This is a genomic window from Pseudomonas sp. FFPRI_1 (assembly GCF_055384485.1).
The window spans coordinates 4,276,646-4,298,290 of the sequence record NZ_AP029168.1 but is presented as its reverse complement, the minus strand read 5'-3'; the positions used below and the strand labels follow the sequence as shown (position 1 = coordinate 4,298,290).

General features: G+C 65.9%; 17 protein-coding genes. 7 read left to right on the top strand and 10 right to left on the bottom strand.

Annotated elements, in window-relative coordinates:
* Position 1: 1 nt before the first annotated feature.
* The 10 genes from ACZ5BO_RS19030 to ACZ5BO_RS18985 are packed head-to-tail and all read right to left on the bottom strand — an operon-like array spanning position 2 to position 9,693.
* The gene (locus tag ACZ5BO_RS19030) at positions 2–1,000 is read right to left on the bottom strand and encodes a vWA domain-containing protein (protein ID WP_464696095.1); all 999 of its coding nucleotides are present in this window, start codon (positions 998–1,000) and stop codon (positions 2–4) included.
* Entirely contained in the window at positions 987–1,652 is a 666-nt protein-coding gene (locus ACZ5BO_RS19025) for a DUF4381 domain-containing protein (RefSeq protein ID WP_464696094.1), read from the bottom strand. The genes ACZ5BO_RS19030 and ACZ5BO_RS19025 overlap by 14 nt, the downstream gene beginning before the upstream one ends.
* Positions 1,649–2,599 carry a DUF58 domain-containing protein gene (locus ACZ5BO_RS19020; RefSeq protein ID WP_464696093.1) on the bottom strand — a complete coding sequence of 317 codons (951 nt, stop codon included), beginning with the start codon at positions 2,597–2,599 and terminating at the stop codon, positions 1,649–1,651. Before ACZ5BO_RS19020 ends, ACZ5BO_RS19025 begins: the two co-directional genes overlap by 4 nt.
* Positions 2,600–2,610: 11 nt before the next feature.
* Positions 2,611–3,591, bottom strand: a complete 981-nt coding sequence (locus tag ACZ5BO_RS19015; protein WP_464696092.1) for an AAA family ATPase — start codon at positions 3,589–3,591, stop codon at positions 2,611–2,613.
* 23 nt (positions 3,592–3,614) lie between these two features.
* Positions 3,615–4,244 (bottom strand): hypothetical protein, encoded by a 630-nt coding sequence (locus ACZ5BO_RS19010; RefSeq protein ID WP_464696091.1) that lies wholly within the window; start codon positions 4,242–4,244, stop codon positions 3,615–3,617.
* Positions 4,241–5,005: a DUF2092 domain-containing protein gene (locus ACZ5BO_RS19005; RefSeq protein ID WP_464696090.1), complete on the bottom strand. Its 765-nt coding sequence runs from the start codon at positions 5,003–5,005 to the stop codon at positions 4,241–4,243. Before ACZ5BO_RS19005 ends, ACZ5BO_RS19010 begins: the two co-directional genes overlap by 4 nt.
* A 12-nt stretch (positions 5,006–5,017) precedes the next feature.
* Positions 5,018–5,971 carry a SphA family protein gene (locus tag ACZ5BO_RS19000; RefSeq protein ID WP_464696089.1) on the bottom strand — a complete coding sequence of 318 codons (954 nt, stop codon included), beginning with the start codon at positions 5,969–5,971 and terminating at the stop codon, positions 5,018–5,020.
* Positions 5,972–5,983: 12 nt separating this feature from the next.
* Positions 5,984–7,399, bottom strand: a complete 1,416-nt coding sequence (locus ACZ5BO_RS18995; protein ID WP_464696088.1) for a DUF1254 domain-containing protein — start codon at positions 7,397–7,399, stop codon at positions 5,984–5,986.
* A gap of 35 nt (positions 7,400–7,434) precedes the next feature.
* Complete coding sequence (locus tag ACZ5BO_RS18990; protein WP_464696087.1) at positions 7,435–8,892, bottom strand: DUF1254 domain-containing protein; 1,458 nt, start codon at positions 8,890–8,892, stop codon at positions 7,435–7,437.
* Positions 8,893–8,901: 9 nt separating this feature from the next.
* Entirely contained in the window at positions 8,902–9,693 is a 792-nt protein-coding gene (locus ACZ5BO_RS18985; RefSeq protein ID WP_464696086.1) for a hypothetical protein, read from the bottom strand.
* A 399-nt stretch (positions 9,694–10,092) separates the two neighbouring features.
* Between ACZ5BO_RS18985 and ACZ5BO_RS18980 the strand changes: the two genes are divergently transcribed.
* The 7 genes from ACZ5BO_RS18980 to ACZ5BO_RS18950 all read left to right on the top strand — a co-directional run bounded on the left by ACZ5BO_RS18980 (position 10,093) and on the right by ACZ5BO_RS18950 (position 21,424).
* Positions 10,093–10,536, top strand: coding sequence for an SRPBCC family protein (locus tag ACZ5BO_RS18980; RefSeq protein WP_464696085.1), 444 nt, complete (start codon positions 10,093–10,095; stop codon positions 10,534–10,536).
* Between the two features lie 49 nt (positions 10,537–10,585).
* Positions 10,586–11,269 (top strand): type 1 glutamine amidotransferase domain-containing protein, encoded by a 684-nt coding sequence (locus ACZ5BO_RS18975; RefSeq protein ID WP_025127511.1) that lies wholly within the window; start codon positions 10,586–10,588, stop codon positions 11,267–11,269.
* A gap of 337 nt (positions 11,270–11,606) precedes the next feature.
* Positions 11,607–12,107 (top strand): thiol peroxidase, encoded by a 501-nt coding sequence (gene tpx / locus ACZ5BO_RS18970; RefSeq protein ID WP_025127510.1) that lies wholly within the window; start codon positions 11,607–11,609, stop codon positions 12,105–12,107.
* 177 nt (positions 12,108–12,284) lie between these two features.
* A complete protein-coding gene (locus tag ACZ5BO_RS18965; protein ID WP_464696084.1) occupies positions 12,285–13,616 on the top strand; it encodes an MdtA/MuxA family multidrug efflux RND transporter periplasmic adaptor subunit in 1,332 nt (443 codons plus the stop codon).
* Positions 13,613–16,705 carry an MdtB/MuxB family multidrug efflux RND transporter permease subunit gene (locus ACZ5BO_RS18960; RefSeq protein WP_464696083.1) on the top strand — a complete coding sequence of 1,031 codons (3,093 nt, stop codon included), beginning with the start codon at positions 13,613–13,615 and terminating at the stop codon, positions 16,703–16,705. The genes ACZ5BO_RS18965 and ACZ5BO_RS18960 overlap by 4 nt, the downstream gene beginning before the upstream one ends.
* Positions 16,706–16,826: 121 nt before the next feature.
* Positions 16,827–19,934 (top strand): efflux RND transporter permease subunit, encoded by a 3,108-nt coding sequence (locus ACZ5BO_RS18955; protein WP_025127507.1) that lies wholly within the window; start codon positions 16,827–16,829, stop codon positions 19,932–19,934.
* Complete coding sequence (locus ACZ5BO_RS18950) at positions 19,931–21,424, top strand: efflux transporter outer membrane subunit (RefSeq protein WP_464696082.1); 1,494 nt, start codon at positions 19,931–19,933, stop codon at positions 21,422–21,424. The genes ACZ5BO_RS18955 and ACZ5BO_RS18950 overlap by 4 nt, the downstream gene beginning before the upstream one ends.
* The last annotated feature ends 221 nt before the right edge of the window (positions 21,425–21,645 follow it).

Sequence of the window (21,645 nt, the reverse complement as noted above, 5' to 3'; positions counted from 1 at the left end):
TTCAGGCCTCCTGCGGCGGGCGCACCCGGCTCGGGCGCAGGCGCGGCGCCAGCCAGGCCAGCAGGTGATACAGCGCCAGCAGGCCCAGGGCCGCGCCCAGGGGCCAGTGGAACAAATCGCGCTTGGGCTGGTGGCGCAGGGTCTGCACTTGATGGGGGGTGAGGCGGTCGAGGGTGGCGTAGACCTGGTCCAGGGCGTTGCGGTCCTCGGCGCGGAAGTAGCGGCCTCCGGTTGTCCGGGCGATCTGCTCCAGGGCCGACAGGTCGACCTTGGCTTCACCTGCGGCGCTGGGGTCGCCGATGCCGATGGTATGGATCACTACGCCTTTGGCTGCGGCCATGGCGGCGGCGTGCTGCGGGGTGATGGCGCTGCTGGTGTCGTTGCCGTCGGTGAGCAGGATCAGCACTTTCTCCGGCTCATTGGCCTGTTCCAGCAGCTTGAGCGCCAGGCCGATGGCGTCGCCAATCGCGGTGTTGGGCCCGGCCATGCCGATGCCGCTGTCTTCGAGCAGCAGGCTCAGGCTGGCGTGGTCCAGGGTCAGGGGCGCCTGGGCAAAGGCGCCGCTGCCGAACACGATCAGCCCCAGGCGATCGTCCGTGCGCCGCTGGATAAAGCCCTGGACCACCTGTTTCACTGCGCTCAGACGGTCGATCCGCTGGCCGTTGGCGTCGTTGAAATCCTCGGTCTGCATCGATTGCGAGAGGTCGATGGCGAGCATCAGGTCGCGTACCGGCCGCTGCTGTTCGAGGGGCGGCTCGACCCACACCGGCCGCGCCACCGCCAGCACCAGCAGGGCCCAGACCAGCAGGTTGAGCAGCAACTGCCCGCGGTTGCGGCGGCTGCCGGACGGTTGCGGCGCCTGGCCGACGGCGCGGCTCATGGCGGCGAAGAACGGCACCCGCACCGCGCTGCGGGCCTCGCGGTAGGCGGGCAGCCAGCGGTAGCCGAACCAGGGCAGCGGCAGCAGGAGCAACAGCCAGGGGTAGTCAAGCTGCCACATGGTGCTGCTCCACCCAGGTCCGGCAATGGGCGAACAGCTGTTGCTGCTCTGCGGGCGACAGGGCCAGCAGTTGCGTCTCGGGCGCATAGGCCAGCCTGGCCAGTTGCTGGCTGAAATCCTCGGGCAGCGGCAGCGGACAATGCTGTTGCAGAAAGGCCTGCCAGCCCGCCCCCTGCAGTGTCGCCACCCCATGGCGGGCTGTAGGGGCCGGCTTGCCAGCCAAGGCGGAGTGGGCCGCGGCAAGAGCTTCGCCGGCAAGCCGGCTCCTACCTGAGGTATGGGGCGGTTCGGCTGTTGTAGGCGCTGGCTCGCCAGCGAAGGCGGCTGCGACAAGATCCGGGTCGGCAGGCCGGCCCCTGCGCAGACTGATGGGGGCGGGCATGGACAGGGCCACACGCTTGAGCAGTTCGGGCAATGCGCGCAGGGCGCCGAGGCGGTCGGCGCTGGCTTGCAGCCGGGCCAGTTGCGCCAGCGCTTCGCGCCGATAGGCATCCCGGCGCCAGCGCCAATAGCGCCAGGCGCCCCAGGCCAACGCACCGAGCACCAGCAGGGCCAGCAGCACGGCCCAGCCCCAGGTCTGCGGCAGGTAGGCGGGCGCGGGCGGCAAGGGCATTTCCTGCAACTGGTCGATGCTGGGGAGGGTCGGGTTCATCGCCGCGGCGCTCCCAGCCTGCCCAGCTCGCTGCGCAGTTGCCCCAGGGCCTCCTGGGCCGTGCTGAACATCATCAGCGGCACCTGGCTGCGACGCAGCAGGCTGGCCACGTCCTTGAGCCGGCCGCTGAGGAAGTCCCCCAGGGGCCGGTGCACCTGGCGTTGCTCCACCGCCAGTTCCACTTGCAGCTGGCCCTGGGTCACCAGCAGTCGGCCGTTGTGCGGCAGTTCCAGGGCCAGGGGGTCATAGACCTGCAGGGCGATCACGTCGTTGTGCCGGGCCAGTTGGCGCAGGTACTGCAGGGTGCGCGGGCTGGTGCCGGCGAAGTCGCTGACGATACAGACCAGGTGGTCGTGGGCGGCGAGGTTCAGGCATTGCTGCAACACCCGGTCCAACTGCCCGTCGCCCTCATGGTCGGGGTTGCCGGCGTGCAGTTGCTGGTTGTGCTGGACGATCCGGCTGCACAGGGCTTCCACGCGCTTGCGGCTACGCAGCGGGGCGATGCTGTCGATGCCCTGGTCGTTGAACACCAGGCCGCCGACCCGGTCGCCGGCCTGGAACACCATCCACGCCGCCAGGGCCGCCAGTTCGGCGGCCAGGGCCGACTTGAAGGCTCGCCGCGAGCCGAAAAACATCGACATGCGCTGGTCCACCAGGATCAGCGCCGGGCGGTCGCGCTCTTCGGTGAAGGTGCGCACCACTGCCTTGCCGGTGCGCAAGGTGGCACGCCAGTCCAGGTGACGCAGGTCGTCGCCGGGCTGGTAGCGGCGCAGTTCGTCGAAGTTCAGGCCGCGCCCGCGCAGGCGTGAGGCGTGGTTGCCGGCGAGGATGCTGGCTTGTGGCTGGCGGGCGACAAAGCTCAGGCAACGGGCCTGGAACTCCAGGGCCATCAGCTGGCTCAGGGCGACATAGACCTGCCCGTCGGCTTCGTGCAGTGGCATTGCCATGGCGTTTCTCCTCAGGCCGGGATGGCCACGCTGTCCAGCAGCAGGTCCAGCACCTGGTCGGCGCCGACGCCGTCGGCCACCGCGTCGTAGCTCAGTTGCAGGCGGTGGCGCAGCACCGGGTGCAGCACCCTGCGCACGTTGTCCGGGCTGACGAACGCCTCGCCCTGCAGCCAGGCATCGGCGCGGGCGCAGCGGTCCAGGCCGATGCCGCCCCGGGGGCTGGCGCCGATGGCGATCCAGCGCCCCAGGTCCGGGTGATAGTCGGCGGGGTGGCGGGTGGCGTTGACCAGGTCGATCAGGTAGCGGTCGATGGCCGGGGCCACGGCCACCGCGCTGACTTCGCGGCGGGCATCGAAGATCACCGCCTGGGACAAGGCAAAGCCCGGCACCCCGGGCGTGGCGCTGCCCAGGGCCTGTTCTTCGGCGCGCAACAGGCGCAGCACCTGGCTTTCGTCCTCGGGCTGGGGGTAGTCCAGCAGCACCTTCATCAGGAAGCGGTCCATCTGCGCTTCCGGCAGCGGGTAGGTGCCTTCCTGCTCGATGGGGTTCTGGGTCGCCAGGACGATGAACAGCTCGGGCAGGGCATGGCTGGTGCCGGCCACGGTGATCTGCCGTTCCTCCATGGCTTCCAGCAGCGCTGCCTGGACCTTGGCCGGGGCGCGGTTGATCTCGTCCGCCAGGATCAGGTTGCCGAACAGCGGCCCGGGCTGGAAGCGGATCTGGTTCTGCCCCTGTTCCTGGTGCAGCACTTCGGCGCCGGTGATGTCCGAGGGCAGCAGGTCGGGGGTGAACTGGATGCGCCGCATGCTGGCCTCCAGGTGTCGGGCCAGGGCCTTGACCGTGCGGGTCTTGGCCAGCCCGGGCAGGCTTTCCAGCAGCAGGTGGCCGTTGCCCAGCAGGCCGATGACGATCTGCCGGATCACCGCGTCCTGGCCCAGCACCGCTTCGCTGATGCTGGCTTGCAGGGCCTGTATATCGTTACGTGCGCTCATGCTCGGTTCCTTGTGCATAGCCATTACCAGGGGGCTGCCACGACCACGTAGCGCAGGCTGCCGCCGATGTATTGCGGCTGGTACCAGGTGTTGCCGCAGTGTTGATAGGCCACGCCGCTGGCCACCACCGAAACGCAGTCCGGCGGCACGCTGTCGACCTGGGTGCCAAGGGCGAATGCCGCGGCGCTGGTGGCGCCGACCACCGCCGCTGCGGCCCAGGGGTGGTACCAGTCATCAGCGTGATCGGGCGGTGGTGGCGGTGGCCCCGGCGGTCCCGGATAGGGCTGGGGCCCTGGCCCTGGATAGGGGTGTGGCTCAGGGCCCGGGCCCGGATAGGGGTAAGGGCGTGGCTCGGGCCCCGGACCTGGATCAGGATGCGGCCCTGGCCCCGGGCCCGGCCCGGGATGGGGTTGCGGATAGGGATGGGGCCCGGGCTCGGGGTGCGGCCCCGGCGGTGGTGGATGGGGCATGGGCGGCGGCATTGGCCGTGGCTCGGGCATGGGCCTTGGTGCCGGCCCGCCACCGCCGTGGGGCACGACGAAGGTGCGGGCTGCGCCACCGCCACCTCCGCGCAATTGCCAGGCCTGGGCCACGGACAGCTGCAACAGGCCGAGGGTGAGCACGCTGCACAACAGCCAATGATTGCGCGTCATGGCTGCACCTGCGTGTGTGGCTCGCTGCGCTCCAGGCGCCGCAGTGGCACTTGCGTGGCGCCGGTCGGGGGCTTGAAGACAAAGCTTGCGGCATTCAACGCCGGCTTGAGCTGCCAGCGATAGTCGACACTGTGGCGCGGCTGCTCGGGGCTGTCGCGGCGGCTGATGACCAGGCGGCAGGGCAACGGCTGAGGCCCTTCGCGCAGCCACAACTGCCAGTCGATGTCGCTCTGGCGGAAGGCATAGTGGGCGCAGCGCTGGTCGCCCAGGGTCTCGCTGGCGATGTACAGCGCCGCGCTCAGGCCGACCTTCTGCGCGGTGTCGGCGTCCCAGCGGAACAGGTCCGCCAGGGGCAGTTCGATGCCGTAGCTGTCGCTCAGGCGCTGTACCAGAGCATCGATGCTGGCAGGCGCCGGGGCCTGGGCGTAGTAGTGGCCGCGGCTGTCGTAGAGGCTGAAGGCTTCGCCGTCGTAGTACAGGCTGCGCCGCACGCCCTGGCTGTCGACACTGACCCGCAGCCTGTCGGGCCGTTGGGCCAGCAGTTCGGTGTGGTGGCGAAACTCCAGGGCCTGGCCGCTTTCCAGCAACTGGTCGGTGACGCTGTCGGCCTCGATCGCGAACTGGCGCAGGCCGCGCAGGTAGCTGCCCATCTGCTGCAGGGCGCTCAGGGCTCCGGGCTCCAGCTCATCGGCGGCCTGCAGCGGGGCGCCGGCCCAGAGCAGGCCGAGCAGGGCACCAAGGACCCTTGGATAATGCGGCATGGCGCACTCCTGTCAGAAAAAGGCCAGGGTCAGGTTGACGCTGACGCCGTTGCCCTCGGGGCGGTTCTTGGTGTCGAACTCGGGGATCCAGCGCGCGCTGATGTTGGCCTGGGCGTCGGCGAACTTGCCGCTCCAGCCCAGGGTCGGCCCGGCGCCCACGGAGCGCCCGCGATAGCCGTTGAGTCTGTCGGCGGTGGGGCCCTGGTCGTCGCTGATCTGCTGGATGTAACCGACCACCAGCCCGGCGTTCCAGCCGCTGGCGAAGCCGTGGGTCCACAAGCCATCGAGGCGCAGGATGTTGCCGTTGCGGTAATCGGCGGCGTCGTTGCGGGTGTAGAACTCCAGGGCGCCCATCAGGCTGAACTCGCCGCCCTTGCCGTCCAGGTGGGTGAAGGCGATGGTCGGCATGAAGGTGTAGTTGTTCTGCCCGGGGTTGGCCAGGCGGTTGTCGTTGTAGGCCCCGGTGGGCACGTAGATCGGCAGCGACAGGGCGATGTGGTCGCGCTGGTTGATGTGGTAGCCGGCGGCGATCGGCGTGACCAGCAGGTCGGCGAACTGGGTGCCGCTGTCCTGGGTGCCCACCGTGCGCCCGCGAGGGCCGGTGAGGCTGGCCTGGATGTCGGTGTACTGCACCGGCACGCCGATGGCCGAGGCGTAGTTCCAGCGGCCCTTGCCGGTGTCCCAGACCCGGGTGAAGTTGCCCATGGTGTAGGACACCTTCATTTTCAGCCCCGAGCTGAGATCGCCGATGATCGGCACCTGGCCGCTGCCCTTGAGCTCGCCGTCGTAGTAGATGCTGGTCAGGGACATCACCCAGCCCGGTTCCGGGGGGATGATCCCGGCATTGGAGTAGATCTGCTGGCCGGTGATGGGCCGGCCGACCCCGCCTTCAGCGGCATGCAGCCAGGGGCTGGCGGCCAGCAGGCAAAGGGCCAGGGATGAACGCAGGGGCGAAGGGCTGGGCATGACGGGCTCCGCTTATTGTTTTTGAGTGGCAACCGGCGTCAGCGGCGGCATCTTCCACTGGCCGTTGCCGACGTCGGGTTTGGGCAGGTAGATCCGCAGCACCCCATAGAAGGGGCCGTCGGGGGCCGGCAGCCAGTTGCTTTGCAGCTCCTTGGCCGGCGGCTGGTGCTGCACATGGAGGGTCAGGCCGCCGTCGGCGTCGGTTTTCAGCGAGGGCAGCATGCGTGAGTTGATCAGGTAGCGTTGCAGCGGGTTGGCCACCAGCAGCTTGCTCTTGCCGTCGTACATCGTCAGCGACCAGAAGGCATTGGCCGGTGGCAACTGGCCCTTGGCGAAGTGCAGGCGGTAGCGCTGCTGGCCGGCGTTCAGCGGCTGGCCCTGGTCATCGACGAAATAGCCGATATAGCTGGCCTCTTCGGCGGAGTTGCCGAAGATTCCCATGTTGGCCCCGGCGTAGCGGTACAGGTAGTTGTCCTGCAGGTGCTGGCGGCTGCCGAACAGGTCGCCGCTGGTGATCTTGTGGGTATCGACCTGTTCTTTCTTGAAGGCGGCGAAGGCGGCCTTGCCATCGCTGATGCCGTCTTCCAGGGCCTGCTTTTGCGCGCTGTCCAGTGCTTTGAGGGGGAAGGGCTGGCCGGGAATGATGCCGATGCTGGCCAGGCGTGCCAGCAGGTCCTTTTCCTCGGGCTGGGGCTGGGCGAAGGCCAGCATGAAGCTCAGGTAGCTGAACAGTTCCGGGCTGTCGCTCATGCCGGGGCTGGGTGGGGGCCAGTGGATCGCTGCCGGCGCCGGGGGCGGCGGCCGGCCGAGGAACTGGCTCAGCGCCTGGACCTGGTAGCGCTGCTGGATCTTCTGCACCTGCTCCAGGTCTTTTTCATCGAACAGTTGGGTGCGGTACAGGGCGTAGACGATGTTGCTTTCACTGTGCAGCACCTTGTCGATACCTGCCGGCGTAGGGCCTTGCCAGTCAGGCCCGGCGATCAGGTAGTGGCCGCCCTGGTTGCCGGTGCTGCGGGTGCCCAGGTAGTCGAAGTTCTGGGTGTAGAGGTCGATCAACTGCACCGAGTAGTAGCGCTGGGCATCGATGGCCGGCAGGCTCAGGACCTGGGGTTCGGCCCGCAAGTCGAGCCAGGCGAAGGAGTAGGGGGTGTCCGAGTTGGGGGTGACGAAGGCCGTATCCTTGGGGCTGAAGACCTGGGCGGTGTTGCCGATGCGGTTGAACGGCGCCTTGAAGTTGGGCCCGCCCTGGTCCACGGCCTGGGTGTAGAGGGTCTTGTACATCTCCACCACCGGGAAACCGTAGAGATAGGCCTGCTTGGCGATGCCCCGGGCTTGCTCCGGGGACGCGCTGAAGGCCCCCAGGGCCGGACCGTTGAGGGTCAGTGCCATTGCCCCGAGCAGGGTGGGAATCACAGCCTTGATGAACATCGTCGAATCCTTTTGCCAATGTCAGGGGGCGGGGGTTATTGCACCAGGGTGATGTCGTCGAGTTTCCAGCTCTTGTCGAAGTAGGCCTCGGTGGGCGCGTAGAGCCGGAAGTAGCTGAACCAGTGCTTGCCCGGCAGGGTCTGCACCCAGTTGCTTTCCAGGCCCTTGGGGGCGCTGGGGCCGAAATACAGGTCCAGGGAGCCGTCGGGGTTTGGCTTCAGGTCCTGGCGCGAGGACAGATCGGCCTTGCGCTGCGGGTTGTCGATCAGGCAGCGGCTGGCACTGTCGTAGACGGTCAGCGACCAGAACTGCCTGGCCGGCGGATTGCTGCCCAGGTGCAGCCGATAGTGCTTGCCGCCGTCCAGCCACTGGCCGTTGTGATCGGTGTAGGCGCCGAGGTAGGTCTGGCCCAGGCCCGGGGTCTTGGACACCATGCCCTTGGTGTTGGTGACCGCTTCGTAGAACCAGGCGCTGCGCTCCCACAACTGGTCGTAATAGGCCACGCGCTGGGATGGGGCGGCGATGTTCAGCACCTTGTCCCACTGCCGGTCCGGCCAGTACTGGGCATCGGCAAAGCGTTTGGCGAAGGTGTTGGCCTGGGCGATCAGCTCACCCAGGCGCGCGCCCTGTTCCAGGGCCTGGCGCTGGTGCGCGTTGGGGTTGAAGGGTTTGTCCTTCTCGATGCCGAGGCTGGCGAGCATGGCCATGTAGAAGCGATCGCGCTCGTTGACCGGCTCCTGCTGGATGATCTGGTGCAGGCGTTCCCAGTAGGCCATGCCCCGCGGCTGGGTGCCGGACCAGGGCTTGCCGCCGGGAGACAGCAGGCGGGTTGCCGGTGGCGCCGCGCGCTGGGCGTAGGGGTACATCTTGAACTGCTGCACCAGGGCCTTGCCCTTGGCCGGGTCCGGGTCGAGCACGCGAAAGCCCACCAGCACATTCATGGTTTCCGATTGGGCCAGGTAGTACTGGTCGGCGTCGGCCGGTTCCGGATGGCCCGGCGGCAGCACCAGGTACTTGCCGCCCTTGCCCTGGTCCGGGCCGGTCTGGCCCATGTCGGTGATCGCCCGTTGCCAGAAGTCGCCGACCCCGCCAGCGGTGGGGCCGGGGGGCAGCTCGACGACCATCGGCCCGGTCTGGTTGAGGTCGACAAAGCCCAGGATATAGGGCGTGGTGGCGTTGGCGGTGATCACCCCGAGCTTGTCTTCGTAGCTTTCCAGCACCATCAGGTCGCCATTGCCGGCGTGCAGCTTGTCGCGAAATTCCGCCTGCCACTGGGCGTAGGACACCAGCGGCAGGGCCCACAGGTAGCTTTGCGTGGCCTGCTGGAAATCCAGCTCGGCAAACAGCCCGGCAATGGCTGCACGGGCCGGCAGTTCGCCGTCCATCTTGATCGCCGTCAGGCGGCTGTTCTGCGGCTCGGGCTGGGCGCCGACCCCGCAACTGGCGGCCAGGAGCAACAGGCTGAAACCGGCAGTGCGCACTAGTGGCTGCATGGGGCGTCCTTACTTTCCGAAAGTGACATTGACCCCGGCGAACAGGGTGAACTGGGGCATGCCGTCGCCTTTGCGCTCCACGGTCCACTGCGGCTCGACGAAGGCGTTGAGAATGTTGTCACCGGCTTTCCAGGCCTTGCCCATCCCCAGGCCGATGGGGATGTAGTGGCTGTTGTTCTTCAGGTCGAAGGTCCAGGTGCCGGTGGAGCGCAGGTACCAGCCCCGGGGCAGGTTGTGGATGATGAAGGGCTGCAGGGTGGCGCTTTCGACATGGGCGCGGTCATGGTCGCCGGCGAATGAACTCTGGTACTGCACCAGCGCCCCCAGCAGGCCCCGGGGCGAGGCATCGATGGCCACTGCGGCCAGCCCGGCCTGCCATTTGCCGGTGCCCAGTTCGTCCTGTTCGGCACTGGGCGCGGTGATCTGCGGGCCAATGCCCAGCTGCACGCCGTCGGTCTTGAGCAGGAAGATATCGAACAGGTTGAGGTCGCCGATGCCGCTGCTGTAGCCGTGGTGCGGATCGGGGCGGGTACTGACCGGCAGGGTGGCACGCAGCAACTGGGGAACGCCGATGACATCGCCGGGGGCGATGGGCAGGGTGCCCCGCAGCAGCAGATCGTTGCTGTGGGCATTGCTGTCGTACAGGCGCGGGGTGTAGTAATCCTGCAGGTTGAGACCGGGGGCCAGGTTCAGCGGATTGTTGCTTTTGTTAGCGATTTGCGCGTTGTCGGCCAAGGCCGGCAGCGATGAGATCAGGGCGATTACGGCTGAGACAGCGGGGGCAAGAAATGCTCTGGACATGCGGGTTCAATCCTTTTGCGAATTGTCACCGAGCGGCACTTCTTGAGCCGTTGGCCACCTGATAATGTTTCTCTCGACTGCCCGTAGGAATTGTCTGATGAAGCTAGCAGCTAACTTTTGCTTAGCCAGTCGAAGGTATTAATTCATTGGCTTTTGTGCGGCAGATCACTCCATTGCGGTGAACAGAGCATGCCCCTGAAGCAGTCACGCAATGGGCCGGGCACAGGGTTTGTTGTTCATGTGCTTTGTGATTATTTCCATGCTTTGTGCATGGTTATGGTGATGTATTTTATTTTTATAAAAAATACATATAAAACAATAAGATATCGATTTTTATTAAAGTGTTTTATTGGAAGTTATGCGGCCGGATATCGCCGGATTCAGGGAGGGATGACAAGCATGCCAGTAGTAGAGCGCACGACTTTTTTCGCCGGCTACAGCCCGCAGCAGGTGCTGGACTTCTGCCTTGAGGGCGCCAACTTCCCGAAGATCTTTCCCGAGCCTGTCACGCCCTTGGGGGGCGTCGACATCAATGATCTGCGCATCAGTGCCGGGCGCCAGTTCAGTTTTCTGCACTGGATGTTCGGTGTTATACCGGCGAAATGGACAGTGGTTATACGTGAGGTCAGTGATCGGCATTTTGTCGACGAGATGCTCAAGGGGCCGTTGCGTGCCTTTCGTCATGAACACCGGGTCGAGGCTGCCGAAGGGGGCACGCTGTACACCGACCGGGTGACCTATCGGGCCATCGGCGGTGCACCTTTTGAGTGGTTGATGGTCAACGCCTACATGGCGCGGATTTTCGACGCCCGGCACCGCAACATGTTGCGCCTGCTGAGCTGATGGGCGCCGCCGTGGTTTTTCCTCTTTTGCGACGACAAGGAGCATGCCCGTGAGCAAGAAGATATTGGTGGTCCTGACCAGCGTGGCCAAATACCCGAACCTGAACCGCGCCACCGGCCTGTGGCTGGGGGAGGCGGTGCATTTTGTGAAGAAGGTCGAAGCCGCCGGTTTCCAGGTCGACTACGTCAGCCCCAAGGGCGGCTATGTGCCGATTGATCCCCACAGCCTGGCCATGGCCGACGAAACCGATTGGCAGTGGTACCAGGACAGCGCCTTCATGAGCCGCCTGGGCGCAACCCTGAAGCCTGCGCAGGTCAAGGCCCGGGATTATGTAGCGATCTATTACGCCGGTGGCCACGGCGTGGTCTGGGATTTTCCCGACAACCCCGAGCTGCAGGCCCTGAGCCGCGAGATCTACGAGCAGGGCGGCTACGTCAGTTCGGTGTGCCACGGCGCCGTGGGCTTGCTGAACATCAAGCTGGGGGACGGTTCGCTGTTGATCGCCGGCAAACAGGTCACGGGGTTCTCCAATGAAGAAGAGAAACTCGCCGAACTGGACCAGTACGTGCCCTACCTGACGGAAACCGAGCTGGTCAAGCGTGGTGCCCTGTACCAGAAGGCCGCCGCGCCCTGGGCGCCGTTTGCAGTGGAAGACCAGCGGGTGATCACCGGGCAGAACCCGGCGTCCGGCGGCCCGGTGGCCGATCTGCTCCTGGCGCACCTCAACAAATAACCGCAGGAGCCGGCTTGCCGGCGAAGGCGGCCTTGAGGCTTGCGCAAGGCTCGAAATCGCTTTCGCTGGCAAGCCAGCTCCTACAGCAGTCAGATAGACCGTGCGGCTCCCCGTAGGAGCCGCTTGCCGGCGAAGAGGTCGTTAAGGCTTGCGCAAGGCTTGAAAGCGCTTTCGCTGGCAAGCCAGCTCCTGCATCCGGTAATGCCGGTGTCGGGGCGGGTTGTTGGACAATTTGCCCGTGGGGCATAGGTGCCCGGGCCGTTTCATGCTTAACTTCCGCCTCTCAAGAATTTCTCATTGCTGTTCCATCATCACTGTTCAATAAAGGACTCCGTTCATGGCTCAAGTCACTCTCAAAGGCAACCCGGTCCAGGTCAACGGCCAACTGCCGCAAGTCGGCTCCAAGGCCCCTGCGTTCTCCCTGGTGGGCGCCGGTCTGGCCGATGTTTCCCTGAGCAGCCTTGCTGGCAAGCGCAAGGTGCTGAACATCTTCCCAAGCGTCGACACCCCGACCTGCGCCACGTCGGTGCGCAAGTTCAACGCCGAGGCCAATGGCCTGGCCAACACCGTGGTGCTGTGCATCTCCGCCGACCTGCCGTTCGCCCAGGCGCGCTTCTGCGGCGCCGAAGGCCTGGAAAACGTACAGAACCTGTCGACCCTGCGTGGCCGCGAGTTCATCGAGAACTACGGCGTGGCGATTGCCGACGGCCCCCTGGCTGGCCTGACTGCCCGCGCCGTGGTGGTGCTGGATGAAAACGACAAGGTGCTGCACAGCGAGCTGGTCAAGGAAATCGCTGAAGAACCGAACTACGCCGCCGCCTTGGCCGTGCTCAAGTAACAGGTTTTACAATTATTCACGGCCTGGCACTGTCCAGGCCGTTTTTATTTGTGCTTCAGTGGCTTAGCGCCGCACCTTGAAACGTCAGGCAAAGGTAAATTGCCGGTAAAGGCGCTTTGCTAAAACAGCTCCAGTGCTTATCTTTCAGCCTTCTCAAAAGAAGCTCCCTCGCGCCCAATGGTTGATCACTCCATGCAATCCTCTGCTCCCCGCAACTCCCGTCGCTGGCTGTTCGGCCTGTTTGTCCTGCTGCTGGTTGGCGGCCTGTGCTGGAAGTTCTGGCCAGCCGGCAGCACTCACCAGGAGGCCGCAGGGCAAAAGTCCGCCACCGGGCATACCGGGCGCAGCGGCAGCATGCGCCCCGGTTTTGGCGGTGCCAGCGGGCCGATCCCGGTGCGCGTGGCGCCGGTGACCCAGGGGGATTTCGCCGTGTACTACAAGGCCCTGGGCACGGTGACGGCGCTGAACACCATCAATGTGCGCAGCCGGGTGGCGGGGGAACTGGTCAAGGTCAACTTCGAGGAAGGGCAGACGGTCAAGGCTGGTGACCTGCTGGCGCAGATCGACCCGCGTCCCTACCAGAACGCCTTGCTCCAGGCCGAAGGCACCTTGCTGCAGAACCAGGCCCAGTTGAAGAACGCCCAGGTCGACCTGGAGCGCTACCGCGGCCTCTACGCCCAGGACAGCATCGCCAAGCAGACCCTGGACACCGCCGCGGCGCTGGTGGGCCAGTATCAGGGCACGGTCAAGACCAACCAGGCGGCGGTCAACGACGCCAAGCTCAACCTCGAATTCACCCAGATCCGCGCGCCGATTGCCGGGCGCCTGGGCCTGCGCCAGCTGGACGTGGGCAACCTGGTGGCGGCCAACGACACCACGGCACTGGTGATCATCACCCAGACCCAACCGATCAGCGTGGCCTTCACCTTGCCGGAAAACAGCCTGGAAACCGTGCTCGGCCGCTACCACAGCGGCGCCAAGCTGCCGGTGGAAGCCTGGGATCGTGGCGATGTGAAACTGCAGGCCAGCGGCGTGCTGCAGAGCCTGGACAACCAGATCGACACCACCACCGGCACCCTGAAGTTCAAGGCGCGCTTCGATAACCGCGACCAGAGCCTGTTCCCCAATCAGTTCGTCAACGTGCGGCTGCTGGCCGACACCCTGAAGAATGTGGTGATGGCGCCCTCGGCGGCGATTCAGTTCGGCACCAACGGCACCTTCGTCTACGCCCTGGACGGCGACAACAAGGTCAAGATCCGCACCCTGCAGGTCGGCGCCAGCAACGGCGACGCAACCGTGATCAAGGATGGCCTCAAGGCCGGCGACCGGGTGGTGATGGAAGGCACCGACCGCCTCAAGGACGGCAGCGAGGTCGAAGTGGTCAACGACAGCATCGACGTTCCCACCACCCCGACCGAGCACCTGCAGGGCCAGCCCGCCGGCTCGGCCGGTGCACCGGCAGCCAATGGCCAGCCGGCTGAAGGCAAGGCGCAAAAGGTCGGCGCATGAATTTCTCGCGGCTGTTCATCCTCCGTCCGGTAGCCACCACCCTGAGCATGCTGGCCATTGTCCTGGCCGGCCTGATCGCCTATCGGTTGCTGCCGGTCTCGGCCTTGCCCCAGGTCGACTACCCGACCATCCGGGTCATGACCCTGTACCCAGGCGCCAGCCCGGACGTGATGACCAGCGCGGTCACCGCGCCCCTGGAACGCCAGTTCGGGCAGATGCCCGGGCTGACCCAGATGGCCTCCACCAGCTCCGGCGGGGCCTCGGTACTGACCCTGCGCTTCAGCCTCGATATCAACATGGACGTGGCCGAGCAGCAGGTGCAGGCAGCGATCAACGCCGCTACCAACCTGTTGCCCAAGGACCTGCCGGCGCCACCGGTGTACAACAAGGTCAACCCGGCGGACACTCCGGTGCTGACCCTGGCGATCACTTCCAAGACCATGCTCCTGCCCAAGCTCAATGACCTGGTGGACACGCGCATGGCGCAGAAGATCGCCCAGATCAGCGGCGTGGGCATGGTCAGCATCGCCGGCGGCCAGCGCCAGGCGGTGCGGATCCGGGTCAACCCCGAGGCCCTGGCGGCCAACGGCCTGAACCTGGCGGATGTGCGCACCCTGATCGGCGCCTCCAACGTCAATCAGCCCAAGGGCAACTTCGACGGCCCGACCCGGGTCTCGATGCTCGATGCCAACGACCAGTTGACCTCGCCCAAGGACTACGCCGAGCTGATCCTGGCCTACAACAACGGCGCGCCTTTGCGCCTCAAGGACGTGGCGCAGATCGTCGACGGCGCCGAGAACGAGCGCCTGGCGGCCTGGGCCAATGAAAACCAGGCGGTGCTGCTGAACATCCAGCGCCAGCCCGGGGCCAACGTGATCGAGGTGGTGGACCGGATCAAGGCCCTGCTGCCGAGCATCACCGACAACCTGCCGGCGGGCCTCGACGTCACCGTGCTCACCGACCGCACCCAGACCATCCGCGCCTCGGTCACCGACGTGCAGCATGAATTGTTCATCGCCATTGCCCTGGTGGTGATGGTGACCTTCCTCTTTCTGCGCCGGGCCAGCGCCACCATCATTCCGTCGATTGCCGTGCCGCTGTCGCTGATCGGCACCTTCGGCGTGATGTACCTGGCCGGCTTCTCGGTCAACAACCTGACCCTGATGGCCCTGACCATCGCCACCGGCTTCGTGGTGGATGACGCCATCGTCATGCTGGAGAACATCTCGCGCTTCATCGAGGAGGGCGACAGCCCGATGCAGGCCGCGCTCAAGGGCGCCAAGCAGATCGGCTTCACCCTGATCTCCCTGACCCTGTCGCTGATCGCGGTGCTGATTCCGCTGCTGTTCATGGCCGACGTGGTGGGCCGGCTGTTTCGCGAGTTCGCCATCACCCTGGCGGTGGCGATCCTGATTTCCCTGGTGGTGTCCCTGACCCTGACCCCGATGATGTGTGCCCGGCTGCTCAAGCCCGAGCCCAAGCCGGAACAGCAGGGGCGCTTCTATCGTGCCAGCGGGGCCTGGATCGACTGGCTGATCGAAAGCTACGGGCGCAAGTTGCAGTGGGTGCTCAAGCACCAGTTCCTGACCCTGATGGTGGCCGTCGGCACCCTGGGCCTGACCGTGTTCCTCTACATGGTGGTGCCCAAGGGCTTCTTCCCGGTGCAGGACACCGGGGTCATCCAGGGCATTTCCGAGGCGCCGCAGTCGGTGTCCTTCGCCGCCATGAGCCAGCGCCAGCAGGACCTGGCGAAGATCATCCTGCAGGACCCGGCGGTGCAGAGCCTGTCGTCCTACATCGGGGTCGACGGCGACAACGCCACCCTCAACAGCGGCCGCCTGCTGATCAACCTCAAGCCCCACCGCGAGCGCGACCTGAGCGCGGCCCAGGTGATCGCGCGGATCCAGCCCGAGGTGGACAAGCTGCTGGGCATCCGCCTGTTCATGCAGCCGGTGCAGGACCTGACCATCGAGGACCGGGTCAGCCGCACCCAGTACCAGTTCAGCCTGTCGTCGCCGGACGCCGAGTTGCTGAGCCTGTGGAGCGGCCGCCTGGTGGAAGCCCTGGCCCAGCGCCCGGAACTCACCGATGTGGCCAGCGACCTGCAGGACAAGGGCCTGCAGGTGTACCTGGTGATCGACCGTGACGCGGCGTCGCGGATCGGCGTGTCGGTGTCGAACATCACCGACGCCCTGTACGACGCCTTCGGCCAGCGGCAGATCTCCACCATCTACACCCAGGCCAGCCAGTACCGGGTGGTGCTCCAGGCCCAGGCCGGGGAGCGCATCGGGCCCCAGGCCCTGGAGCAGATCCACGTCAAGACCACTGACGGCGGGCAAGTGCGGCTGTCGAGCCTGGCCCGGGTCGAAGAGCGCCAGGCGCAACTGGCGATTGCCCATATCGGCCAATTCCCGGCGGTGATGATGTCCTTCAACCTGGCGCCCGGCGTGGCCCTGGGCGAGGCGGTCAACGTCATCGAGCAGGTGCAGCAGGAAATCGGCATGCCCGTGGGGGTGCAGACCCGCTTCCAGGGCGCGGCCGAAGCCTTCCAGGCCTCGCTGTCGAGTACCTTGCTGCTGATCCTGGCGGCGGTGGTGACCATGTACATCGTGCTCGGGGTGCTCTACGAGAGCTACATCCACCCGATCACCATCCTCTCGACCTTGCCCTCGGCGGCGGTCGGGGCCTTGCTGGCGTTGATCCTCAGCGGCAACGACCTGGGCATGATCGCGATCATCGGCATCATCCTGCTGATCGGCATCGTCAAGAAGAACGCGATCATGATGATCGACTTCGCCCTCGACGCCGAACGCCACCAGGGCATGGCCCCGGAGCAGGCGATCTACCAGGCGGCGCTGCTGCGTTTCCGGCCGATCCTGATGACCACCCTGGCGGCGCTGTTCGGCGCCGTGCCGCTGATGCTGGCCACCGGCTCCGGCGCCGAACTGCGCCAGCCCCTGGGCCTGGTGATGGTGGGCGGCCTGCTGGTGAGCCAGGTCCTGACCCTGTTCACCACGCCCGTTATCTACTTGTACTTCGACCGCTTGGGCCGCCGGTTTGCCAAGCCCGCCGCAGGAGAAGTGGTGTGAGGGGCGTCAGCGGCAAGCTGCAAGCCGCAAGCTGCAAGCTCGATCAGAAGCAGAAGCAAGCGCGTGCACCGATCCCGCTTTTCTCTTGCCGCTTGCCGCTTGAAGCTTGGAGCGGTCGCCCATGAACCTGTCCGGTCCTTTCATCAAGCGCCCGGTGGCGACCATGCTGCTTTCACTGGCAATCATGCTGCTGGGCGGGGTCAGTTTCGGCCTGCTGCCGGTGGCGCCGCTGCCGCAGATGGATTTCCCGGTGATCGTGGTCCAGGCCAGCCTGCCCGGGGCCAGCCCCGAAGTCATGGCCTCTACCGTGGCCACGCCCCTGGAGCGCTCCTTCGGCGCCATCGCCGGGGTCAACACCATGAGCAGCCGTTCCAGCCAGGGCTCGACCCGGGTGATCCTGCAGTTCGACCTGGACCGCGACATCAACGGTGCCGCCAGGGAAGTGCAGGCGGCCATCAACGCCTCGCGCAACCTGTTGCCCAGCGGCATGCGCAGCATGCCCACCTACAAGAAGGTCAACCCGTCCCAGGCGCCGATCATGGTGCTGTCGCTGACCTCCGATGTGCTGGAGAAGGGCCAGCTCTACGACCTGGCCTCGACCATCCTGTCCCAGAGCCTGTCCCAGGTGCAGGGCGTGGGGGAGGTGCAGGTCGGCGGCAGTTCCTTGCCGGCGGTCCGCATCGAGCTTGAGCCACAACTGCTCAATCAGTACGGCGTGGCCCTGGACGATGTGCGCAACACCATCGCCAACGCCAACCAGCGCCGGCCCAAGGGCTCGGTGGAGGATGACCAGCGGCTGTGGCAGATCCAGGCCAACGACCAGCTGGAAAAGGCCCGTGACTACGAGCCGCTGATCATTCGCTACCAGAACGGTTCGACCCTGCGCCTGAAGGATGTGGCCAAGGTCACCGATGGCGTCGAGGACCGCTACAACAGTGGTTTCTTCAACGATGACGCCGCGGTGCTGCTGGTGATCAACCGCCAGGCCGGGGCCAACATCATCGAGACGGTGAACGAGATCAAGGCCCAGTTGCCGGCGTTGCAGGCGGTATTGCCGGCCAGCGTCAAGCTCAACCTGGCCATGGACCGCTCGCCGGTGATCAAGGCCACCCTGCACGAGGCCGAGATGACCCTGCTGATCGCCGTGGCCCTGGTGATCCTGGTGGTGTACCTGTTCCTCGGCAATTTCCGCGCCTCGCTGATCCCGACCCTGGCGGTGCCGGTGTCGCTGGTGGGCACCTTCGCGGTGATGTACCTGTACGGCTTCTCCCTGAACAACCTGTCGCTGATGGCGCTGATCCTCGCCACCGGGCTGGTGGTGGACGATGCCATCGTGGTCCTGGAGAACATCTCCCGGCACATCGACGAAGGCATCGCACCGATGAAGGCGGCGTACCTGGGGGCCAAGGAGGTCGGTTTCACCCTGCTGTCGATGAACGTGTCGCTGGTGGCGGTGTTCCTGTCGATCCTGTTCATGGGCGGGATCATCCAGAGCCTGTTCCGCGAATTCTCCATCACCCTGGCGGCGGCCATCGTGGTGTCCCTGGTGGTGTCCCTGACCCTAACCCCGATGCTCTGTGCGCGCTGGCTCAAGCCCCACGTCCCGGGCCAGGAGAACGGCCTGCAACGCTGGAGCCGGCGCAGCAACGACTGGATGATGGGCAAATACGCCACCAGCCTGGACTGGGTGCTGCGCCACAAGCGCCTGACCCTGTTCAGCCTGCTGCTGACCATTGGCGTCAACATCGCCTTGTACGTGGTGGTGCCCAAGACCTTCCTGCCGCAGCAGGACACTGGCCAGTTGATCGGCTTTGTCCGCGGTGACGATGGGCTGTCGTTCACCGTGATGCAGCCGAAGATGGAAATCTTCCGCCGTGCGGTGCTCAAGGATGCGGCAGTGGAAAGCGTGGCCGGCTTTATCGGTGGCAACAACGGCACCAACAACGCCTTCATGCTGGTGCGCCTGAAACCGATCAAGGAGCGCAATATCTCGGCGCAGAAGGTCATCGAGCGCCTGCGCAAGGAAATGCCCAAGGTGGCCGGGGCCCAGCTGATGCTGATGGCCGACCAGGACCTGCAGTTCGGCGGCGGCCGCGAGCAGACCACTTCGCAGTACTCCTACATCCTGCAGAGCGGCGACCTGGGGGCCCTGCGCGAGTGGTACCCGAAAGTGGTCACGGCGCTGCGCGCCTTGCCCGAGCTGACGGCCATCGACGCCCGGGAAGGCCGCGGCGCCCAGCAAGTGACCCTGATGGTGGACCGCGACCAGGCCAAGCGCCTGGGGGTGGACATGGACATGGTCACCGCGGTGCTCAACAACGCCTACAGCCAGCGGCAGATATCGACCATCTACGACAGCCTCAACCAGTACCAGGTGGTGATGGAGGTCAATCCGAAATACGCCCAGGACCCGATCACCCTGAACCAGGTGCAGGTGATCACTGCGGACGGGGCACGGATCCCGCTGTCGGCCATCGCCCACTATGAAAACAGCCTGGAAGACGACCGGGTCAGCCACGAAGGGCAGTTCGCCTCGGAAAGCATTTCCTTCGACATGGCCGAAGGCGTGACGGTGGAGCAGGGCACCGCCGCCATCGAGCGGGCGATCGCCAAGCTCGGCATGCCCGAGGACGTGATCGTCAAGATGGCCGGTACCGCCGATGCCTTCGCCGCGACCCAGAAGAGCCAGCCGTTCATGATCCTCGGTGCCTTGCTGGCGGTGTACCTGGTGCTTGGGGTGCTGTACGAAAGCTACATTCACCCGCTGACCATTCTCTCGACCCTGCCATCGGCGGGAGTCGGCGCCTTGCTCTCGATCTATGTGCTGGGCAGTGAATTCAGCCTGATTTCCCTGCTGGGGCTGTTCCTGCTGATCGGCGTGGTGAAGAAGAACGCGATCCTGATGATCGACCTGGCGCTGCAACTGGAGCGCCACCACGGGATGGACCCGTTGCAATCGATCCGCAGCGCCTGTTTGCAGCGCCTGCGGCCGATCCTGATGACCACCCTGGCGGCGATCCTTGGCGCGCTGCCCTTGCTGCTGGGCGGCGCCGAAGGTTCGGAAATGCGCCAGCCCCTGGGCCTGACCATCATTGGCGGCCTGGTCTTCAGCCAGGTCCTGACTCTCTACACCACCCCGGTGGTCTACCTCTATCTCGATCGCCTGCGCCACAAGTTCAACCACTGGCGTGGGGTCCGTACCGATGCTGCTCTGGAAACGCCGCTATGACCGAACACTCGTCCCGTCCTGTTTTCCCGCTGTCCGCCCAGCGCCTGGCCCTGGCCCGGGGCTCGCGAGCCCTGAGCCTGAGCTTGTGCGTGCTGCTGCTCAGCGCCTGTGCCATCGGTCCCGACTACCAGCGGCCCGAGGTGGCCGAGCCGGTGCATTACAAGGAGGCCGAGGGCTGGCGCCAGGCCAACCCCAGCGACGCCCTGGCCCGTGGCGCCTGGTGGGAGCTGTATGGCGATGCCCAGCTCAATGGCCTGATCGACAAGCTCAACAGCTCCAACCAGAGCGTGGCCCAGGCCGAGGCGCAATTCCGCCAGGCCCGGGCCCTGGTGCGCAGTTCTCGGGGTTCGTTCTTTCCCAGCGTCGACCTGAGCGCCGGCAAGACCCGCGCCAGCCAGGGCACCGGCAGCAGCAGTTCGGCCCTGAGCAGTTCCAGCAGCGGCATCCGCGACACCTACAACACCCAGTTGGGGGTGAGCTGGGAGGCGGACGTGTGGGGCAAGCTGCGGCGTGACCTGGAGGCCAACGAGGCCAGTGCCGAGGCCAGCTTTGCCGACCTGGCGGCGATGCGCCTGAGCCAGCAGTCGGAGCTGGTGCAGAACTACCTGCAACTGCGGGTGATCGACGAGCAGAAGCGCCTGCTGGAAGCCACGGTGGCGGCCTACCAGCGCTCGCTGACCATGACCCAGAATCAGTACCAGGCTGGAGTCTCCGGCAAGGACGCGGTGGCCCAGGCCCAGACCCAGCTGAAAAGCACCCAGGCCGACCTGATCGACCTGATCTGGCAGCGGGCGCAGTTCGAGAACGCCATCGCCGTGCTGATCGGCGTGCCGCCGGCCGAGTTCAACCTGGCCGCGAGCAACAACATCCCGGTGCTGCCACAGGTGCCCCTGGGCGTGCCGTCGCAACTGCTGGAGCGCCGCCCGGACATCGCCTCGGCGGAGCGCTCGGTGATTGCAGCCAACGCCAAGATCGGTGTGGCCAAGGCCGCCTACTACCCGGACCTGACCCTGAGCCTGGCCGGTGGCTACAGCAGCAGCACCTACGCCGACTGGATCAGCCTGCCGAACCGTTTCTGGTCGGTGGGGCCGAAGCTCGCCATGACCCTGTTCGACGGCGGCCAGCGCTCGGCGGAAGTCGATCGCACCGAGGCGGTGTACGACCAGACCGTGGCCAAGTACCGGCAGACCGTGCTCGACGGGTTTCGCGAAGTGGAGAACTACATGGTCCAGCTCAAGGTCCTGGAAGACGAGGCCGGAGTGCGCCAGCAAGCCCTGGATTCGGCCCGTGAAGCCCTGCGCCTGACCGAGAACCAGTACAAGGCCGGATTGATCGCCTACCTGGACGTGGTCACCAGCCAGACCACCGCCCTGAGCAACGAGCGCAGTGTGTTGACGCTATTGCAGAGCCGGCTGATTGCCAGCGTGCAACTGATCGCGGCCATGGGCGGCGGCTGGGATGGCCAGTTGCAGGCCAGCGAGAAACCATAGACGGGCCGGCCCGGCCGGATCCCGGGCGCCGCCGTTGCCGTTGCCGGCGGCGCAGAGCAACACCGTTGAAACCTGATTGCGCAATGCTTGAGGTTGAGGGGGCCCCGATTGCCGCCGCCGCGCAGCCCTTGGCAGCGACTCGCGGGCTGTATCAGGCGGCGAGTCGCAGGGGCTGTCCAGGGCGAGCAAAGCCCATGTCCACAAGGCTTGTAGGGGCATGA